Origin of the sequence: Shewanella sp. 10N.286.54.B9 (genome assembly GCF_041468565.1) — a bacterium.
Lineage (GTDB): Bacteria > Pseudomonadota > Gammaproteobacteria > Enterobacterales > Shewanellaceae > Shewanella.
On record NZ_JBFRIY010000079.1, the window covers coordinates 1 to 19,108 of the forward strand.

General features: G+C 42.2%; 10 protein-coding genes. All 10 read right to left on the bottom strand.

The window, feature by feature from the left end:
* Positions 1 to 75: 75 nt before the first annotated feature.
* The 10 genes from AB4135_RS21010 to prc all read right to left on the bottom strand — a co-directional run bounded on the left by AB4135_RS21010 (position 76) and on the right by prc (position 19,102).
* Positions 76 to 609, bottom strand: a complete 534-nt coding sequence (locus tag AB4135_RS21010; protein WP_371995376.1) for a cell division protein ZapC — start codon at positions 607 to 609, stop codon at positions 76 to 78.
* A 174-nt stretch (positions 610 to 783) separates the two neighbouring features.
* Positions 784 to 1,803, bottom strand: coding sequence for a quinone-dependent dihydroorotate dehydrogenase (gene pyrD, locus AB4135_RS21015; RefSeq protein ID WP_371995377.1), 1,020 nt, complete (start codon positions 1,801 to 1,803; stop codon positions 784 to 786).
* 59 nt (positions 1,804 to 1,862) lie between these two features.
* Positions 1,863 to 6,707: an NAD-glutamate dehydrogenase gene (locus AB4135_RS21020; protein ID WP_371995378.1), complete on the bottom strand. Its 4,845-nt coding sequence runs from the start codon at positions 6,705 to 6,707 to the stop codon at positions 1,863 to 1,865.
* A 261-nt stretch (positions 6,708 to 6,968) separates the two neighbouring features.
* Positions 6,969 to 9,272 (bottom strand): RND family transporter, encoded by a 2,304-nt coding sequence (locus tag AB4135_RS21025; RefSeq protein ID WP_371995379.1) that lies wholly within the window; start codon positions 9,270 to 9,272, stop codon positions 6,969 to 6,971.
* A gap of 13 nt (positions 9,273 to 9,285) precedes the next feature.
* Positions 9,286 to 10,302 (bottom strand): WD40/YVTN/BNR-like repeat-containing protein, encoded by a 1,017-nt coding sequence (locus tag AB4135_RS21030; protein ID WP_371995380.1) that lies wholly within the window; start codon positions 10,300 to 10,302, stop codon positions 9,286 to 9,288.
* Between the two features lie 50 nt (positions 10,303 to 10,352).
* Entirely contained in the window at positions 10,353 to 11,717 is a 1,365-nt protein-coding gene (locus tag AB4135_RS21035) for a DUF1329 domain-containing protein (RefSeq protein ID WP_248974619.1), read from the bottom strand.
* Positions 11,718 to 11,735: 18 nt separating this feature from the next.
* Positions 11,736 to 13,784 carry a DUF1302 domain-containing protein gene (locus AB4135_RS21040; protein WP_371995381.1) on the bottom strand — a complete coding sequence of 683 codons (2,049 nt, stop codon included), beginning with the start codon at positions 13,782 to 13,784 and terminating at the stop codon, positions 11,736 to 11,738.
* Between the two features lie 318 nt (positions 13,785 to 14,102).
* The gene (locus tag AB4135_RS21045; RefSeq protein WP_371995382.1) at positions 14,103 to 14,333 is read right to left on the bottom strand and encodes a DUF2835 domain-containing protein; all 231 of its coding nucleotides are present in this window, start codon (positions 14,331 to 14,333) and stop codon (positions 14,103 to 14,105) included.
* A gap of 86 nt (positions 14,334 to 14,419) precedes the next feature.
* Positions 14,420 to 16,981 (bottom strand): aminopeptidase N, encoded by a 2,562-nt coding sequence (gene pepN, locus AB4135_RS21050; RefSeq protein WP_371995383.1) that lies wholly within the window; start codon positions 16,979 to 16,981, stop codon positions 14,420 to 14,422.
* A 75-nt stretch (positions 16,982 to 17,056) separates the two neighbouring features.
* Positions 17,057 to 19,102 carry a carboxy terminal-processing peptidase gene (prc, locus tag AB4135_RS21055; RefSeq protein ID WP_371995384.1) on the bottom strand — a complete coding sequence of 682 codons (2,046 nt, stop codon included), beginning with the start codon at positions 19,100 to 19,102 and terminating at the stop codon, positions 17,057 to 17,059.
* Positions 19,103 to 19,108: the final 6 nt, after the last annotated feature.

The window sequence follows — 19,108 nt, forward strand, 5'->3', positions numbered from 1 at the left end:
AATAAAAACGGGAGTAGATAAATATCTACTCCCGTTTTTATTTTCGTACTTACACCAATTGGTCAAAAATTAAACTTAAGCAACATTGACTTTCCTTTCTACCGTTAATGGTGCTAAACGGTTATGCATCACTTTAATCGTTTCGAACTGAGCTAGTTTTTTAGTCTCAGTTAATCGACATTCTTGAGATAAAATCATAACAAGCGATGCTTGTAGGCCTGACTCAATGACCATAGCTGATACACTATGCTCACTGGTTTTCAGCTGAAAAATTTTGCCTATATCGCTGTATACACATTCATGAGACACATCGAAAAACCACGATTTTGGCATCTGTGGCTTTAATAAAAAGTGTGCGGCAGTAGCATTTAACGCTATTTGCACAATGAGTGCATCGTTTAGGGAAAGTGTCTTTTGTAAACGATCAACCAAAGCAATATAGAACTTAGCATGTTCAACACTAAACTCAGTTGTTATTTTGGCATCTGGTATTAGGGATTTTAATTTAAAAGGTGATAAAAATTCCATATCACTTCCTAACGAAACAGTTAATACACCATGTGTTTCGTTATATCCCCATTGCCAATCCCTTTTTGGCATTAATAACATATCGTTTACCTTTATTAAGATACAAATGGATAATAGATGATAATTTCATCAATATCAAAATAAATTTAAAACGTTTTTTCAGATCTAATAAAATAAAAAACGATCATCTCGATCCAATATTAGATCTTAATGATCGTTTTATGATCTGTATTATAAAATACGATCGCTTAGCTTTTATTTTATACGGTAAGCTTCAATAATATCTTTTATTAATTGAGGACCTTGATAAATAAAACCAGAGTAAATTTGCACCATTTGAGCACCGGCATCAATTTTATCAAGAGCATCTGCCGCAGTGTTAATTCCGCCGACACCTATAATAGGTATTTGACCTTTAAGACAGTCAGCGAGTTGTTTAATTACCACTGTTGATAATGAATTCAAAGGCTTACCACTCAAACCACCGGCTTCATTTGCATTGAGCAAACCACTCACACCATCGCGAGTCAAAGTCGTATTAGTGGCAATTGCTGCATCAAACTCATTGCGAATGAGTGAATCTGCAATCTTTTCAATCTCTTCACTTGAAAGATCTGGTGCAATCTTTAATGCAATGGGTACATATTTCCCGTGCTTTTCAGCAAGATCTTTTTGTTTCTGCTTTAGTGATCCTAAAAGATCATCAAGCAGATCTCCGTACTGTAACGATCGTAAACCCGGCGTATTAGGAGATGAAATATTGACTGCTATGTATGCAGCATATTGATAAACCTTATCCATACAGATTAAGTAATCATCTTTACCAAGCTCTACTGGCGTATCTTTATTCTTACCAATATTAACGCCAACCATAGCATCAGATTTAACCGCTTTAAGATTTTCAACTAGGCTATCAACACCTTTATTATTGAATCCCATGCGGTTGATGATCGCTTTTGCAGGCTTTAGCCTAAACAATCTTGGTTGTTCATTGCCAGGCTGTGGACGCGGTGTAACAGTACCTACTTCGACATGGCCAAAACCCATCGCATGGAAAGCATCAATACATTCACCGTCTTTATCCATACCAGCAGCTAAACCAACAGGGTTTGGAAAAGTGAGTCCCATCATAGTTACTGGGGCTGGTTTGATTTTTTGTGCATAAAAGCAGTTTAGTGGTGAATTACCAGTAGACTTTAAACTGCCGATAGCAAAATTATGCGCCAGTTCTGGATCCATCTGAAACATGAACTTTTGTGCGATTTTATAAAACATGTTTTCTCCTAGACCGAAAAAAGCCCCGGCAATTGCCAGGGCTTCTGATTTTAATCAGATTACTTTTGACCTTCGCAGTGAAGGATCAAAAGGTTAAGTTCACGTAGGGCAACTGAGAACTTTGCAAACTCATGGCTTTGCGAAGTCTTGAAATCAGCCAGCATATGGAACCAACGCTCCAATAAGCTTTGATTTGATTCAATCCATTCCGATATGATCTTGTTAGCATCACAGCTTTCAGTACATGTTCTTAACACTACAGAACTGAGTGAACGTTGTTGCCAATCAAGCTCTTCTCTAAACGCGGCTCTTGCCAGTGCTTGCCAATGGTTTGATACAGGCTGGGCACTAATCTGTTCAAGGAACCAGTGTAAATCTACACTCGCACCCAGTTTAAAGTAAGTTTCAGCAACCAATGGTACTGGCTTAACTTCGAGATCACAGATTTGAGCAATGTCTAATGCAGAGAACAGAGTGCTCACATTAGCCACAACCATTGCCACGTCTTCAGGTACACCTTCTTTGATCAGTGCATCTGATTCAGCACGTATGCCTGCCACTTCATCGTTATCCATATACTGATGAACGTTCGCTTTAAGTTCATCAAAGACTGGAGTAAAGAACTCAATAGTCTGTTCAATATTAAGATTACGATTGCGATGACGTAGGAACCAGCGACTAGCACGACGAATGTTACGTCGTAGTTGATGCAACATCTCACACTGCACAACTGCCGGAATAATACCGTTAAGATCGGTTATCGATTTAGTTAAATCAGCTAAACCAAATACTTCGCGAGCCATAGTGTAACAAATAGCGGCTTCAGCAACTGAGGCACCTGTCTCATCTTGCATACGTTGTACAAAATTAAGTCCCATGTCGTTAACGAGTTCATTCGCTAATGAAGTGGCAATAATTTCGCCGCGTAGTGGATGCGCAGCCATATTCACTGTGTACTTCTCTTGCAACTGCTTAGGGAAGTACTCAACAAGCAGTTGGCTTAAGAAGCTATCTTCTGTAATTTCTGAAGTCAGTAACTGCTCTTTTAATACCATTTTAGCGTAAGCGACCAACACTGAAAGCTCTGGACGAGTTAATGATTTACCATTCACTAAACGGTCTGCAAGCTCATCTTCATTTGGCAAGAATTCAAGCGCTCTGTCGAGTTTACCCTCTTTTTCAAGATAATGAATAAAGCGGATCTGTTCTTTAAGTTGCTCAGCACCACGAACTTGAGTCACTGATATAGTACGAGTTTGGTCTTTACAATCCTGAAGAACAATACGGCTGACTTCATCCGTCATCTCTTCGAGTAAACGGTTACGCTGCTTAACCGTCATTTCGCCGTCAGCCACAAGTGCATTAAGCAAAATTTTGATGTTAACTTCGTTATCAGAACAATCAACACCGCCAACGTTATCGACGAAATCGGTATTCATACGGCCGCCATTGGCGCAGTATTCTATACGGCCTAACTGAGTACAACCTAAGTTACCGCCCTCGCCAATAATTTTAGCTTTCACTTCATCGCCATTCACTCGAATAGTATCGTTAGCTCGATCGCCGACTTCAGTGTGTGATTCGCTAGTTGCTTTAACATAAGTGCCGATCCCGCCGTTCCAGATCAAGTCAACCTGCATTTTAAGCAACTCTTTAAGTAGCTCTAATGGCGGCATTGATGATTTTTGGCTACCCAGCATCTTCTTCATTTCAGCAGACAGTGGAATCGATTTTGCTGAGCGCAAAAATATTCCGCCACCTTTTGAGATAAGCTCAGCGTTGTAGTCTTCCCAACTTGAACGTGGCAGTGCAAATAGACGCTCACGTTCGACATAACTCGTTGCAGCATCTGGATTAGGGTCAATGAAGATATGCATATGGTTAAACGCAGCGACTAAACGTGTATGTTTAGATAACAACATACCGTTACCAAACACATCACCAGCCATATCGCCAACAGCTAAGCAGGTAAAATCTGTTGTTTGGCAGTTCACACCCATTTCACGGAAATGGCGTTTAACTGACTCCCATGCACCACGTGCTGTAATGCCCATCTTCTTGTGGTCGTAACCGTTACTACCACCTGATGCGAATGCATCGCCAAGCCAGAAGTTGTACTCTTCAGCGATTGCGTTAGCGATATCCGAGAATGTCGCGGTGCCTTTATCGGCGGCAACAACCAAATAAGCATCGTCTTCGTCGTGTCTGACCACATTATCGGGAGCAACCACTTCGCCATTAATAATGTTATCGCTAATGTCGAGTAAACCGCGGATAAACAGACGGTAACACTCTTGACCTTCAGCGAAGAAAGCTTCGCGGCCACCTTCAGTCGGCAATTGTTTACAAACAAAGCCACCTTTAGCGCCAACAGGAACAATAACGGTATTCTTAACTTGCTGTGCTTTAACAAGGCCAAGCACTTCAGTACGGAAATCTTCACGTCGGTCAGACCAACGTAAGCCACCACGAGCAACTTTTCCGCCACGTAGGTGCACACCCTCTACACGTGGAGAGTAAACAAAAATCTCGTACTTTGGCAGAGGTTTAGGCATCTCAGGAATAAGCTCTGGCTCGAACTTAAATGAGATATACGACTTGGCTTCACCAGTTTCAGCAACTTGGTAGAAGTTGGTTCGGTTCGTGGCATTGATAAGGTCTAAATAGCGACGAATAATTCGGTCGTCATCCAAACTTGAAACATCTTCTAAGCGGATATCAATCTGCTCAATAAACTTGTTTAAAGTACGTGTTTTCAACTTAGGGTTAAATTTACGGATGTACATTTTAACCAGTAAGTCAGCGATTTGCGGGTAACTTGAAAACGTCTCTTCAATATAGGCTTGACTAAAAGTTGAGTCAATTTGACGCATGTATTTAGCATAAGCTCGAAGAACGGATACTTCACGCCCCGTTAGACCAGTAGATAAAACTAGGCGGTTAAAACCATCGTCTTCTAGCTCTTTTTTCCACACTTGAGATAACGCTGTCTGGAAGCGCTCTTGGCTATCAGCAAGATCATCTGTTGCAACATCTTGTGTTGTCATCAAGAAATCTAGGATCCAGTATGTGTCGCCTTCGGCTGTGATCACTTCATATGGACGTTCGTTAATGACACGAAGACCAAAGTTTTCTAGCATAGGCAATACATCAGAGAGGTGGATTGGCTCGTCTTTATGGAACAGCTTTAAGCGAACTTTGCTATTTTTAAGCGCTGTTTCCTGCGGCTGATAAAACAGCATGCCAAGTTTATGATCATCGTCTAGCGCTTCGAGATGTTGCACATCAACTACTGAGGAACTTGGTAATACATCCTCTTTATAACTGCGAGGGAATGCATTGACGTAACGCTTAACGAGACGAGTGCCAACTTCTTCGCCCTGAGTACTGATTAGTGCACTACCGAGTTTATCTTCCCAAGAGCGTGCTGCTTCAGTTAAATTATTCTCTATCGCGGCCACATCGACATCCATATTATTGTTATCAACTTTGATAATGTAGTGAGTTCGAGCCAAGGTTGACTCAGAGAAATATGTTGTAAACTCAACATCTTCACTACTATTAAAATGTTGTGCCAAAATTCTTTGAGTATCTTCACGTAGTTTAGTGTTATAGCGATCTTTCGATACATACACTAAACAAGATAAGAATCGGCCAAAACCATCTTTTCTGACAAACAGTTTCAGTTTGTCGCGGTCTTGCATCTCAAGTACGCCATGAGCAATTCGAGCAAGCTCTTCAACATTGGCTTGGATCAGCTCATCCCGAGGCAGTGTCTCTAGAATATGCATTAATGCTTTATAATCATGAGAGCGTGGCGTTAGACCTGAGTTATCAAGTACACGCTGAACCTTCTCAGACAAGAGCGGGATCTCACGAGGGCTGCGGTTATAAAGGTTAGATGCATACAATCCGATAAAGCGATCTTCACCAATAACGTTACCATTGTCGTCAAAGCGTTTAACGCCAATATAATCGACATAAGCAGGACGATGAACGCGGCTCTTCTCACTGCTTTTCGTTAATACTAGTAAACTAGTATCTAGTGCTTCTTTGCGGGCACTTTCTGAAAAGTCAGATAACATTAAACCGGTTTCAGTTTTAGCTTTTGCTGACTTAGTCATCAAGCCTAAACTTGTGGTTTTGTCTGCGACAAGCTCCAAATCACCTTCCACTTTACGTAAATCGTAACGTCTGTAACCTAATAAGGTAAAGTGATGGTTATTCAGGTACTGAAGAAAATTAGTTGCTTCACTAAGCTCTTCTTTAGTACCTGGGTAAGGTCTTGTCGCTAGCTCAGAAATGGTTTCACCAAGCTTTGCAGACATCGCTTCCCAGTCTTGAACTGAGGCAGCAACATCGGCAATGATTGACTCAATCTCTTTAGTCAGCGTTTTGATATCGGTATCACTACTTTGACGATCAATTTCAATTAAGAAGACGGCGACTTTGTCGACACCCTCTTTATCTTCTGCACTATAACTGACATGCGTCACGGAGCCATCTTTGCGCTCAATTGCCATTGGTGTGTGCAGCATCATGTGTGCCGTGATCCCAAGTCGATTAATTGCCATACCGACAGAATCAACTAAGAAAGGCATATCAGGCTGAATGATTTCAATAATGGAATGATTCGATTCCCAGCCATGTTTGGATTGGCTTGGGTTAAACACACGAATGTGGCCTTGGCCGACAGACGTTTTATTAAGGGCGTTCCATTGACTCAAAACTGCGCCATAAAGGTCGCTGTCATTACGAGCATTGAGGTCGTCTTTCGACATATGCGCGTATAAGCAAGTAGCAAACTGTTCTACTTGTTTTGCTTGTGAATTCGGAACTTTAGAGTGAATAAGGTTGACTACATTTTCTAGTAGTACTGAAGGCATTGCATCTTTCAAGGCCATGTTGCTGTTTCCTTAGGGGGCTATGGCAGCGCTTTTAATTTTTATGGATGCTTCAAAATCTGACCTGAGCCTATTTCTGTGACCTAGGTCATAGCGCGAAGTCTATTACTAAATCTGCCATAATTCGAGAACTATTTTAGTGGTAGAGCCTCCTAAAAAGAATGCTAGCCAACATTTATTGCCTTGTGATGAAATAACAATCGCTGATAGCGTTTTTTTATGCAAAAAAAAAGAGAAGCTTATGCTTCTCTTTTCGCCTATTTACTTGGGTTGCCGCCAAAATACCGCGGTAATGGCTGGCAGGATAATTATTGCCCCGAGCATATTCACTAAAAACATAAACGTTAGCAATATTCCCATGTCCATTTGAAACTTAAGCGCCGAGAAGAACCAAGTACTCACGCCAATGGCCAGTGTTAGACCGGTAAAGATAACCGCACTACCACGCTCAACTAACGCTTCATAATAAGCTTGCTGTACTGGCATACCATCTCTGAGTCTTACAGCCATAGTCGACAGAATATAGATACCATAATCAACGCCAATACCTACACCCAACGCGATAACTGGCAACGTACTAACAGCAAGACCGATATCAAGTTGGGTCATCAATGCTTGCGCTAATGTTGAAACCACATAGAGCGGCAAGATAACCGCAATGGTTGCTCGCAATGAACGGAAACTAATTAAACACAAAACAAACACTGCACCATAGACATAAAGCATCATAGGCAGTTGTGCCTCTGCTACCGCTTCATTAGTCGCAGCCATAACCCCAACAGGCCCTGATGCTAGCTTAAATGTAAGCTGATCATTATTCATCTGCTGCTGCAGTTGATTAACTTTATCGATGACAACTTCAATGGTTTCCGCTTTGTGATCTTTCAGGAACAGATACACAGGCATGACAGAACAATCGCTGTTCAATAAACCCGATGTCGTTGGCACGCGCCCTACCGCCTGTACTAGACTTGCAGTGTTTCTAGGCAAGACCTGCCATTTAGGGTTACCTTCGTTAAAGCCGGCGTTTACTCTTTTAGCGACGGACGCAAGACTAGCCGTTGACTCGACCCCTTGAGTATTACTGACTTGCCATTCGAACTGATCAATCTGAGTTAATACTGAGTGATAGGTACAGGCTTCAGGAAATGCTTCGACAATAATGGTCATCACATCGGTAGTAATTGAAAACTTGTCGGTAATGAAAAAAGTATCTTGGTTATATCGGGAATCAAGGTGCAGCGCTGGTGCTCCTCCTTGCAAATCACCGATTTTCATCTGATTAGCTTGCTGCAAACCAACCGCATACAAACCCGCGGTGATAAGTAAAACCCAGACTGCATATTTAGGCGTTGCAAACTTTGACAGTTTAACCCAAATATTATTTTCCTTAACTGGCCCAGTGCTCTTTTGCGGCTGAACTTGCGTATATGAAATGACAAGCGGTAACAAAACGAGATTGGTTAAAATAATAACTGCAACACCAAGAGATGCAGAGATAGCGAGTTCGCGAATGATACCAATATCAATCGCTAGCAGCGTCATAAAACCGATAGTATCGGATAGAAGCGCCACACCACCAGGGATCAACAAGCTTCTAAATGCTAATGCCGCTGCCGCTTTTGTACTTTGCCCGTCAGTCACTCTTCGCTTGACCGCATTGATCATCTGTACGCTATGGCTGACCCCTATCGCGAACACTAAAAATGGGATCAAAATAGACATCGGGTCTAAACCAAAACCGACTACGGTTAATAGGCCTAATTGCCAAATAACAGCGGTTAAACTGCACACCAAGGGTAAAATAGTGAGCACGATTGATTTAGAGAAAAAGTAGACCATAACCGCGGTGACGAGGATTGCAATTAAGAAAAATAGCAATACTCCTTTCGCGCCTTCGGCTACATCACCCGCCATTTTAGCAAAGCCAATGATGTGTATTTTTATATCTTCAGTTTCATACTGTGCACGTAGTTCTTGCTCTAATTGTTCAGCAAACGCAAGGGTGTCGAGCGCTTCACCTGTTTGTGGATCAAAATCCATTAACTGCGCACTCACCATAGCGGCAGAATAGTCTTCTGCAATCAAGCGGCCGACAATGCCGGCTTTTTCAATATTACCGCGAACAATTGATAACCCTTGCTCTGTAGTGGTGAAGTCTGCGGGGATTACAGGTCCGCCGGCAAAACCATCTTCGACGACTTCAGTAAAGCGAGTTGAAGGGGAAAACAGTGACTTTACTTGCGCTCTATCTACACCAGGAATGAAAAAAAGCTGATCATGAACATTCTTAAGCGAATCAAAAAAGTTAGCATTGAAGATATTGCCGCTTGTGTCTTCAACGGCAACCATAATGCTGTTTGCACCACCAAACTGCTTTTGATGCTTTAAATAGGTCTTCATGTAACTGTGATTAAGAGGAATGTTTTTTACAAACGCTGCGTCCATTTTTAAGTTACTTGCCTGTAAACCTAAAAAAAACGTGGTAAGAATAAATAAAAAAATTACGAAAGCGCGATGCCTAAACAAATAGGTTTCAATGCCATTTACAAATTTATCTAACATACGTCAGGTCCTATTATTTTTGTTCTAACTTGATGAGACCTTTATTGCCGGCGACCCAGAGCCCACCGTCAATGTCTTTAGCAATAGCGACTAAATTTTCGCCCTGTCTTTGCTCAACCAAAGATGCGTTACCTTGCGCAGTGACATCAATAACGACCCCTGCGTTTCCAACAATGCGCAATGTCGAATCATCGAGTGCTACGCCCGCATTTATTGTTGAATCAACAGGTAACATAACTTCTTGCCATTGAGCCAATTGAATTTGTGATTTAAAGAGGTGTCCACGCAGGCCCATTACATAAACATTGTCACCGACTTCACTCGCATTAAATAAAGAGCCTTCGTAAGGAAAGTTTTGTTTTTGCCAATGATGACCATTATCTGCTGAAACGGCGACAAGTCCGAGTTCACCAACCATAATCAGTTGGCCGTTAGTAAGCGCGATTACACGATTAAAATGCGGTAACAACGTACTACGTTCAGATAGATACAAAGCTTCGTCTTCAGCTTTGAGTTCTTCTAAATAAGCGACATCTTCTTCAAAGAGTAGCTCTTGATGGTACTCGCTTATCCAGTTATTACCGCCATCGGCTGTGCGGTAAAACAAACCATAAGCGCCAATAGCAATACCATTATTCTCATCGAAAAATAATAGATCTAAAAAGGGTTTCTCAATCTCTGCAGATTGCATCTGCAATTGCCACGTTTTACCGCCATCTTTAGTCTGCAATATCGTGGCATCATGGCCCACTGCCCAGCCTTTGTTTTCAGAGATGAAGAATGCTTTGGTTAATTGGGCGACTGTCGGTGTGGTGACTTGTTGCCATTGATTGTCAAAAATAAATGCGTGACCGCGTTCGCCAACCGCTACGAGAGTATTCCCAGATTGCGCGATATCAAGCACGAGCGAATGAGCAGCAAGAGGTTGTATTTGTTGTTCTAAGTTACTTTCTTGAGCCAATACAGCAGAAGAATTAAAAATACTGGCGACACTCAAGGCAGAGATAAACCGAAGCATGCTAAACGACATACAGACTTCCTTTCAAAATAAGAGGGGCATAATGCCCCTCTCTAAGTGGGTTAACGAATACCAGCACGTCTTAACGCAGCAGGCGTGAAGTTACCTTCACTCAACTTTGCATCAAAATCGTACATACGGCCTTCATTATCAAGCCCCATTGCGATATAACGGCGAGACTGTAGATCATGGAACACTTCTAACGTACTCCATTGAGTTGGCACTTCGTAGTAGTTCAAACCATGAGCAATCGCGACACGGTAAAGCTCATCACGGTTGTCGTATAGATCTGCGACAGATACCTGCCAAGAGTCTTCATCGATATAGAAAGTACGCGCTTTGTATATATGACGCATTCCCTCTTTAAGCGTTGCTTTCACAACCCAAACACGATGCTTTTCATAACGAACATACTCTGGGTTGATGTGACCCGGAGTCACTATCTGCTCATATGAAAGTTTATCAGAATGAAGCTTATAATCGTTGTAAGGAATATAAAGCTCTTGCTTACCGACTAACTCCCAGTTATAACGCACTGGCGAGCCGTTAAACATATCAAAATCATCGGTTGTTCTGAGACCGTCAGATACTGTACCTGGTGTGTCAAATGCTACGTTTGGCGCTTTGCGAACTCGGCGTTGACCAGTGTTATATGTCCAAGCTTGACGAGGCAATTTCTCTTGATCCATGGTCTCTTTAACAAGCAGTGCTGTACCTGCCAAACGCGCAGGCTGGGTCACGACTTGCTTAAAGAAGAATAAGGTATTCTCTTTAGCCAATTTATCAAGCGTCATCTCTGGACGAGAGTATTGGAAACGGATCTCTTCTGCTGTTTCAACCAGGGTATAACTACCGCCGGCTGTCGGTGCAGCTTGGCTACGTGAGGTTTTGATATCAACACCACGGAAGCGAAGTATATGGTTCCAGATAACTTCTAAGCCATTCTCAGGCATTGGAAACGGTACACCAATAGATGCACCAGTCAATCCATTACCACCATCAATCAGCTCAGCACGAGTCGCGTTAGCTTTTGTGGCATCGTAGACAAATTGAGGGACTGACGCTGAACGACGAGTTTCATACACATTCATCTTGAAGGTTTCAGGGTAAAGCTCAAACAGTTTTACCTGACCATCACTAAGAAATTCTTTGTACTTGTCTTTGTTGGCATTAGTAATCGTAAATTCAATTTTGTCACCAGGAAATGGGTCCGGGTGATGCATACCTTTACTGTAACCTGCAACAGGCTTAGTAATGCCGCCATCCCACGCAGGGATTGAACCATCAGCATTTCCAGCTTTTACAGCCCCTAGCGGTGTCAGTTCTGTGCCTAATTTGGCAGCATCTGCGTCAGAAACTTTAGCAACAGCGCTTGAAGCGCCTAAAGCCATCATGACTGCGGCAGACAATATCGCAAGATTCTTCATTATTATTGTCCTTGTGATTTAGATTGAGTACTTAATGTTGAACGATACATAGTCTCGATCAGCCATCGCATTCGTTGTTCCTACACCACCAAAGAAGGTGTTGAAAGAGATATCAGCGCCCCATCGACTTTGGTAATCAAAAGCAACGCCTAAAGCGACTGATTTTTTACCTTCGGTAAATAGGAACATTGGATCCGGTGTAATGCCGTCAACATCGTGTGAGAAAATTACCCGCGGTGCGACGTTTACCCCACCCCATACGTTGTTATAGTCCGCTTTAGCAACTAAACGATAACCCCAGGCAAAATCAGTAGGGAATGGGTTAGTTTCAGGGCCGTTATGTAACGCCTCGATAATCCCTGGCATATCAGGGTTACCACCTGAACGTGCTGTACCAGGACCGTTAAGGCGCAGCTCGTCAAAGCTCGGCATATCATGGATCCAAACACCACCAATCTCAGCCAACATAGTCAGGTTATCTGTACCTAGTGTTGGGCCAAATAAATGAGTGAATGTTGTTTGAGCTTGAGTCGTGTCTAAACGGATAAAGCCTTCTGCGTATTGACCTGGACCATAGTTCTCGACTTGTGAAATACCATCAAGATCTGGGCGAAGTCCCGCATTTGCCAATTGTTGAGGCATTGCCGCGAAGAGCAGCTCCACGTCATCAATTTGCAGCGGCTCATCCAAGCGATGAGCGATTTCACCGGCTACAGAAGTATCACCCACGAGTGTATTGAAACTAAAGCCCATCAACTGAATGTCTTCAGGATAAACAATTTGGGCTTTAGAGAAGGTTTCTAATGCCAACAAATCTTCACGAGTCATGGCTTCGCCTGACTGTGCTTTACCACCAAGACGAGCTAAATCTCTTCCAATAGCTTCTTCGGTGAAGTTAGCCGTGGTACCACTAATGAGTGGACGACGACTGTGGTAGTTCATGTAGTACAAGCCAAACTCAGTTTCACCAAGTTGCGGCGCGTAATAACCAAGCTTAACACCCCACTGGCCATCATCACTCGCTGACGCGTCATCTTCAACCAAAGTCGCCTTTGTTGGATAAGCTAACGCAAGCTGAGCAAGTGTTGCACCGTCAACCGCTCCAGATCCCACCATACTCACAAGTGTATTGTATTCAGATAACAGGAAATCTAGATTCATATCTGGGTTAGCGTTAAAACCTAACTGTGCATTTTGGTTGTAACCACCGTAACCCGCGAAATCATTGGTAGAAAAAATAGAGCCCGGTGTTGGAACCCATACAGGCTGCCAATCGTATTGGTAGAAACCTTCTACCGACAGATCATCGGTGATCCCAAAAGATGCCCAAACCATCCCTTGTGGACGGAATGCTTCTTTAAGCTCTGCACCCGGTGCATTCAAGATATTTAAATCGACGGCATTGATCGAGCTAATACCATGGGCAATAAGAGTGCTCTCACCCCATGAAACCACTTGATTACCAACACGAACCGACAGTGGGTTTGCGCCATCATTAAAATCAAAGTCAGCGTAAACGAATGCATCTAACAAACGAATATCTTTACATTGAACCTCTGATGCCTTGCTATCTTCACAAGGGTCGAATTCTTTACCCGTTAGAGGGTCATTAAAGTCGTAACTACCATCATTGAGTTTGCGATCATAGAAGTACATCGCACGGGCAAACACACCAAAGTTCTGATACTTCAAAGATAGTTCATGCAGACCTTTAAATATTTCAGATGTGGTATCACCTTGCGAATAGAGCAAATTACTTAAATCGCCATTACTTGAGTAGGAACCAGGTTGAGCCCAAATTTCCGCTGAGCTGTATTTGGTGTTGCCAAATGCAGAGTAACCTGACCAATCAAACTGAGGTTGGTTCACCTTACCAATTTGATTTTCCCAGTCCCGCCCTTCTACTCGCCAACTCGCACCAGCAGTCCAGGTTGAATCGAATGTTCCTTCTACTTCGCCCCAATTAAATGAGACTGCATTGGCACTTGTTGACATGCCAAAACCGAGCGCCGCGACTATCCCCAAAGCGAGCGTCGACTTGTTAAAGCCGTTTTTAACCTTTTTCATTTTAGCTTCTCTCCGTAACCTGCTGGATTCTTTTGTTATAGGAATTGATAACCAACATACTGTTAGCTTACAGGTAACACCATTGTTACAGCATTTATACGTAGTGAGCAAGGATGAAATAGTGAAAATCTTTAAAAGATTTCGCTATTTTACAAGGATTTAGCAAGGTGGTTTGAGGAGTGTATTTAAATCAGATTTAGGTAATGTAACTAGATGAGCATTTAGTCAATATATATTATTTAATAACAATACCTTATATAAATTAACAGATAGCTAAAGCACTGCGTTTAAAGTAATCGACCGTTTTAAGTAATTACTCTAAATCTTATTGAGTTGGATTAGATTTCCCTGACCATCAACGACCATTTCAAAATAAGCGCAGATCCCTGAGCGAGTAAAAAACGGTCTAAAGTGTCTGGCACTTATCCATAACGTTCTTCCTGCCGTATCAACAACCTCCACTTTAGTAACCTGACCACGGTAATACGGTAGAAAGTCGTCATAATTGATATTTAAGGAGAATTGGAATACTTGATTTGATTGTTGCACTTGTATTTCTCGAATAATGATTAATATCTCAGCCTAAACAGAGCGGTAGCACTGCTTAAACCGAGATTTTACTTTTTGCTATCTCATTATGATAGCGCTTTAGTTACCTTCTCATAGAGGTCTTTTGATAACTCATCTATTGCTAAAATATCTTCTAGTGACTTGCGCATTAGCGTCTGTCTTTGTTGATCAAACTTTTTAAATTGAATGAGAGGAGTGATGATCCGCGCGGCAACCTGTGGATTGACTTTATTGAGCTTGATAATCGCTTTGGTCAAAAAGTCGTATCCTTTGGCATCTTTACGGTGAAACTCAAACGTATTGGCTGCTGCGAACACACCAATCAATGAACGCACACGGTTTGGGTTAGACATCGAAAAACCTTCATGCTGTAAAAGTTCTTCGAGCTTATCAATACAAGCAATATCGGCAAATGTTGCATGTAAGCTAAACCACTTATCCATAGCTAATGGGGTATCTGTCCAACGAGATTCAAATGTTGTCATTAATGCTGTTCGCTCACTTGAACTGTCGCCATTAAGCGCTGTCAGTGCGCCTAAGGTATCAGTCATGTTATCGGCAGCGTTAAACTGCTCAAGTGCGAGATGACGGTAACTATCATCAACCTTGAGCAATAAGCTTAAGCAGACATTTTTTAATGCACGAGCATCGGCACTATCTATGTTCTGCAACTGCCTTACTTTTGCTAACAGCTCATCTTCACAACCTTGAGCAATTTCATTGACTGCAAACTGACGCGCGATAGCAAGGCTATCTAGGTCGACACTTTCTGTTTGCTCTATCAGTGAGCTGGCACTCGTCAAGTTAAGAATTTCAGCCATTAACGCTGCATTTAATGACTCAGATAACAGTACACCTTTGAAGCCATCAACAAGTCGGCTATCGATATGCATCGCTTTGCCATTTTGCAAATTATCAACACACTGCCAGATTGACTGACTAAATAAGGATACAGATGCCTCCCACTTTGCCACTTCGCTGTTAGCGAAACGCATTAGATGCAATAGCTGTTCAATCGAGTAATCAAATTCCAATCTTACTGGCGCAGAGAAGTCTTGTAACAATGAAACAACGGGTCTGGTTTTGATATTCTCAAAAATAAACTTTTGGGTTTGCTGTTTAAAATCCAATACTTGATTAACAACACTATTGCCCTCACTATCTATTAGCTCAATATCAAATGGAATATGCAGTGGTAATTTGTCCGCTTGACCAGGGGTATCAGGTGTTTCTTGAGACAATGTTAAGCAATAGCAATTAGTTGAATCATCGAAAGATTCGCTAGCGGTGACTTGAGGAGTACCGGCCTGGCTATACCAGCGACGGAACTGCGCTAAATCAACCTTGCTGGCATCTTCCATTGCCACGACGAAATCATCGCAAGTCACAGCTTGACCATCATGCCTCTTAAAATACAGCGCCATACCTGCTTGGAACTTATCTTCCCCTAACAAGGTATGCATCATGCGAATCACTTCTGCCCCTTTGTTATAAACAGTCACGGTATAGAAGTTATTCATTTCTATTACTGACTCGGGGCGGATAGGATGAGCCATTGGGCCGGAGTCTTCTGCAAATTGCTGGTTTTTCATTACCTTAATTGCATGTATACGGTTAACAGCTCGAGAGCCTACATCAGAGCTAAACTCCTGATCTCGGAAAACGGTTAACCCCTCTTTTAAGCTTAATTGGAACCAATCTCGGCAAGTTACTCGATTACCAGTCCAATTATGAAAATACTCATGACCTACAACCGACTCGATACCGTGATAGTCATCATCGGTAGCAGAAGCTTTATCTGCTAATACATACTTGGTATTAAATACATTTAGTCCTTTATTTTCCATTGCCCCCATATTGAAAAAATCAACGGCTACAATCATATAAATATCGAGGTCGTATTCAAGATTAAAACGAGTTTCATCCCATTGCATTGATTTCTTTAATGATGCAATTGCATGGTGAGCTTTATTAAGATTGCCTTTATCGACAAAAACCTGCAGCTTAACGGCTCTATCGCTGCGGGTTATATACTCATCTTCTAATAGGTCAAAGTCACCAGCGACTAATGCAAAAAGATATGCAGGCTTTGGAAACGGATCATGCCATTTTACGAAATGTAAACCGCCTTCTAAATCACCATTATCAACAAGGTTGCCGTTACTTAACAAAAATGGGAATGCGGTTTTGTTTGCTTCTATACGCACGGTATAGATCGCAAGTACGTCTGGTCTATCAAGGAAATAGGTAATACGCCTAAACCCTTCAGCTTCACACTGGGTGCAGTACGCCCCATCAGACATGTACAAGCCTTCTAGGCTAGTGTTTGACTCTGGATCGACAACTGAGACTATTTCTAACTGGAAGCTTTGCTCATCAGTATCAATAATCAACTGACCACTTTGTTCTTTATATGGGCTCTCAACACCATTTATTTTAACTGACTTCAACTTAATATCTTCGCCATCAAGACGCAGAGGTTCGCCATGTTCCCCTTTTCTGACCACCGAGCTTGTGGCTTTAATTATCGTGTTTTCACCCGCTAGAGAAAAATCGAGGTCTATATGAGTAATTTGAAATAATGGCGCTTGGTAGTCTTTTAAGTATTTAGCTTGAGGTTGTGTCATTTTTAGGCCTGCTAATTCCATTTTTAAGTTAAAAAAAACGCGCTATAAGCGCGTTTTTTATGTCAGTATCAACGACTATTTTTGATTCTTAGCCAGTTTCTCAATATCAACTAAATCGAGCGTTATGTAAGCTGTTTCATCTAAGAATGCGTCGGTTTTATCTGTGTTTTCATCTTCGATATCATCTAATGACTTTACCACCTCAAGACCTTCACGCACTCGTCTCTCATTTTCACGATCGAGTTGCTTCTTGTCATTATCATCACGTTCAGCAAGACGTTCACTTTCGACTAACGATACCGTTTTGTTGTCATGATTAGCCTTAAACTCTTCGATATCTTGGAAGATATAGCCAAATTCAACGTCTGTTTTAATCCGCTGCTGATGCTTACTATCAAGGTTTTGAATTAGCTGCGGATAAATTTCAGTTAACGTACCGTACTGAGCTACAGGCACTTTATCCCAAGGCAGAGCATTCTCTTCTTCGGCTTCGCCGTACTCTCCAGGTTCAAGAGCACTCGGGAACGGGATATCCGGTGTCACACCTTTTAATTGGGTGCTACCACCATTGATACGGTAGAATTTCGCGATCGTGTATTGTACATGGCCAATAGGTTTCTCGTACATATCATAGATACGGCCGAGGCTCTTATGTTGCTGCACAGTCCCTTTACCAAATGTCGACTCACCGACAATCAATGCACGATCATAGTCTTGTAATGCTGCGGCAAAAATCTCTGATGCAGAAGCACTATAGCGGTCAACCATAACCGTTAATGGACCATCATAAGTGACTCGTCCATCGTTATCTCTATTTTGTGAGACTCGACCATTCGCATCACGAATTTGTACCACAGGGCCTTGTTCAATAAACAAACCTGTAAGCAGTGTCGCTTCAGTTAGTGCTCCACCACCATTACCACGTAAATCTATGATTATCCCTTCAACTTTTGCTTCTTTAAGCTCTGCAAGCTCTTTAGAGACATCCTTTGAAAGGTTCATATAGAAACCAGGAATTTGAATGACGCCTACTTTACGATTTGCGTAGGGTCCTTCAGTTGGCTCAACAACCTTAGAGGTTGCAGCACGGTCTTCTAGACGTATTTTGTCTCGAACGATAGTCAGTTCAAAAGACTTAGCGCTAGAACCACCTTTATTAGGCAAGATCTCTAAAACTACTTTACTGCCTTTAGGCCCTTTAATTAACTCGACAACATCATCTAAACGCCAACCAATAACATCAACGACTTTCTCGCCTTCTTGGCCAACGCCGACGATTTTGTCTTCTGGAGATAGCTTCTCACTGGTGGCTGCAGGGCCACCCGCAACGAGGCTTTTAATCACAGTGTAATCGTCATCGACTTGAAGTACTGCACCTATGCCCTCAAGGCTTAGGTTCATCTCCATCTGGAACCGTTCTGCATTTCGTGGCGATAAATAACTGGTATGAGGCTCAACAGTTCTCGCAAATGCGTTCATAACACCTTGGAACACGTCTTCACTATGAGTTTGACTTAGGCGTTTGATAGAATTGTTGTAACGCTTCGATAAAATAGTCACAATCTCATCCCACTTTTTACCCGTTAAAGTTAGATTTAATGCATCGTACTTTACTCGTTGGCGCCAAAGTTCGTTTAACTCAGCTTCCGTTTTAGGCCAAGCAGCGTCTTTGCGATCGAATTCATAGGCATCGCCGGCGACATCAAACTTCATCTCTTCGTCAAGCAAAGAGAGTGCATAGGCAAATCGCTCATAGCGACGTTTTTGGATCACTTCAAACATCGAATATGCTTGTTGCAGATCACCACTTTTCAACATGTCGTCAAATTGAGTTGAATATGCCATGAAGCCGTCAACATCAGACTGCAAAAGCACATTCTTACGATAATCTAACTGCTTAAGATAACGTTCGAACACTTGCTTTGAAAACGCATCGTCCATTTCAAAACGATGGTAATGGGAACGGGTAAACAAACCCGTGACGCGTTTACTCGCCACTTTATGCTGGGGTTCCTGCTTTAAAGCAGGTAACTCGCTGAATTGAATAGTAGGGCTAACAGCCCACGCCGAGAATCCTACAAAAATACTGGCGATAGATACAGCCAGAGACATTTTCCGCATCAACAA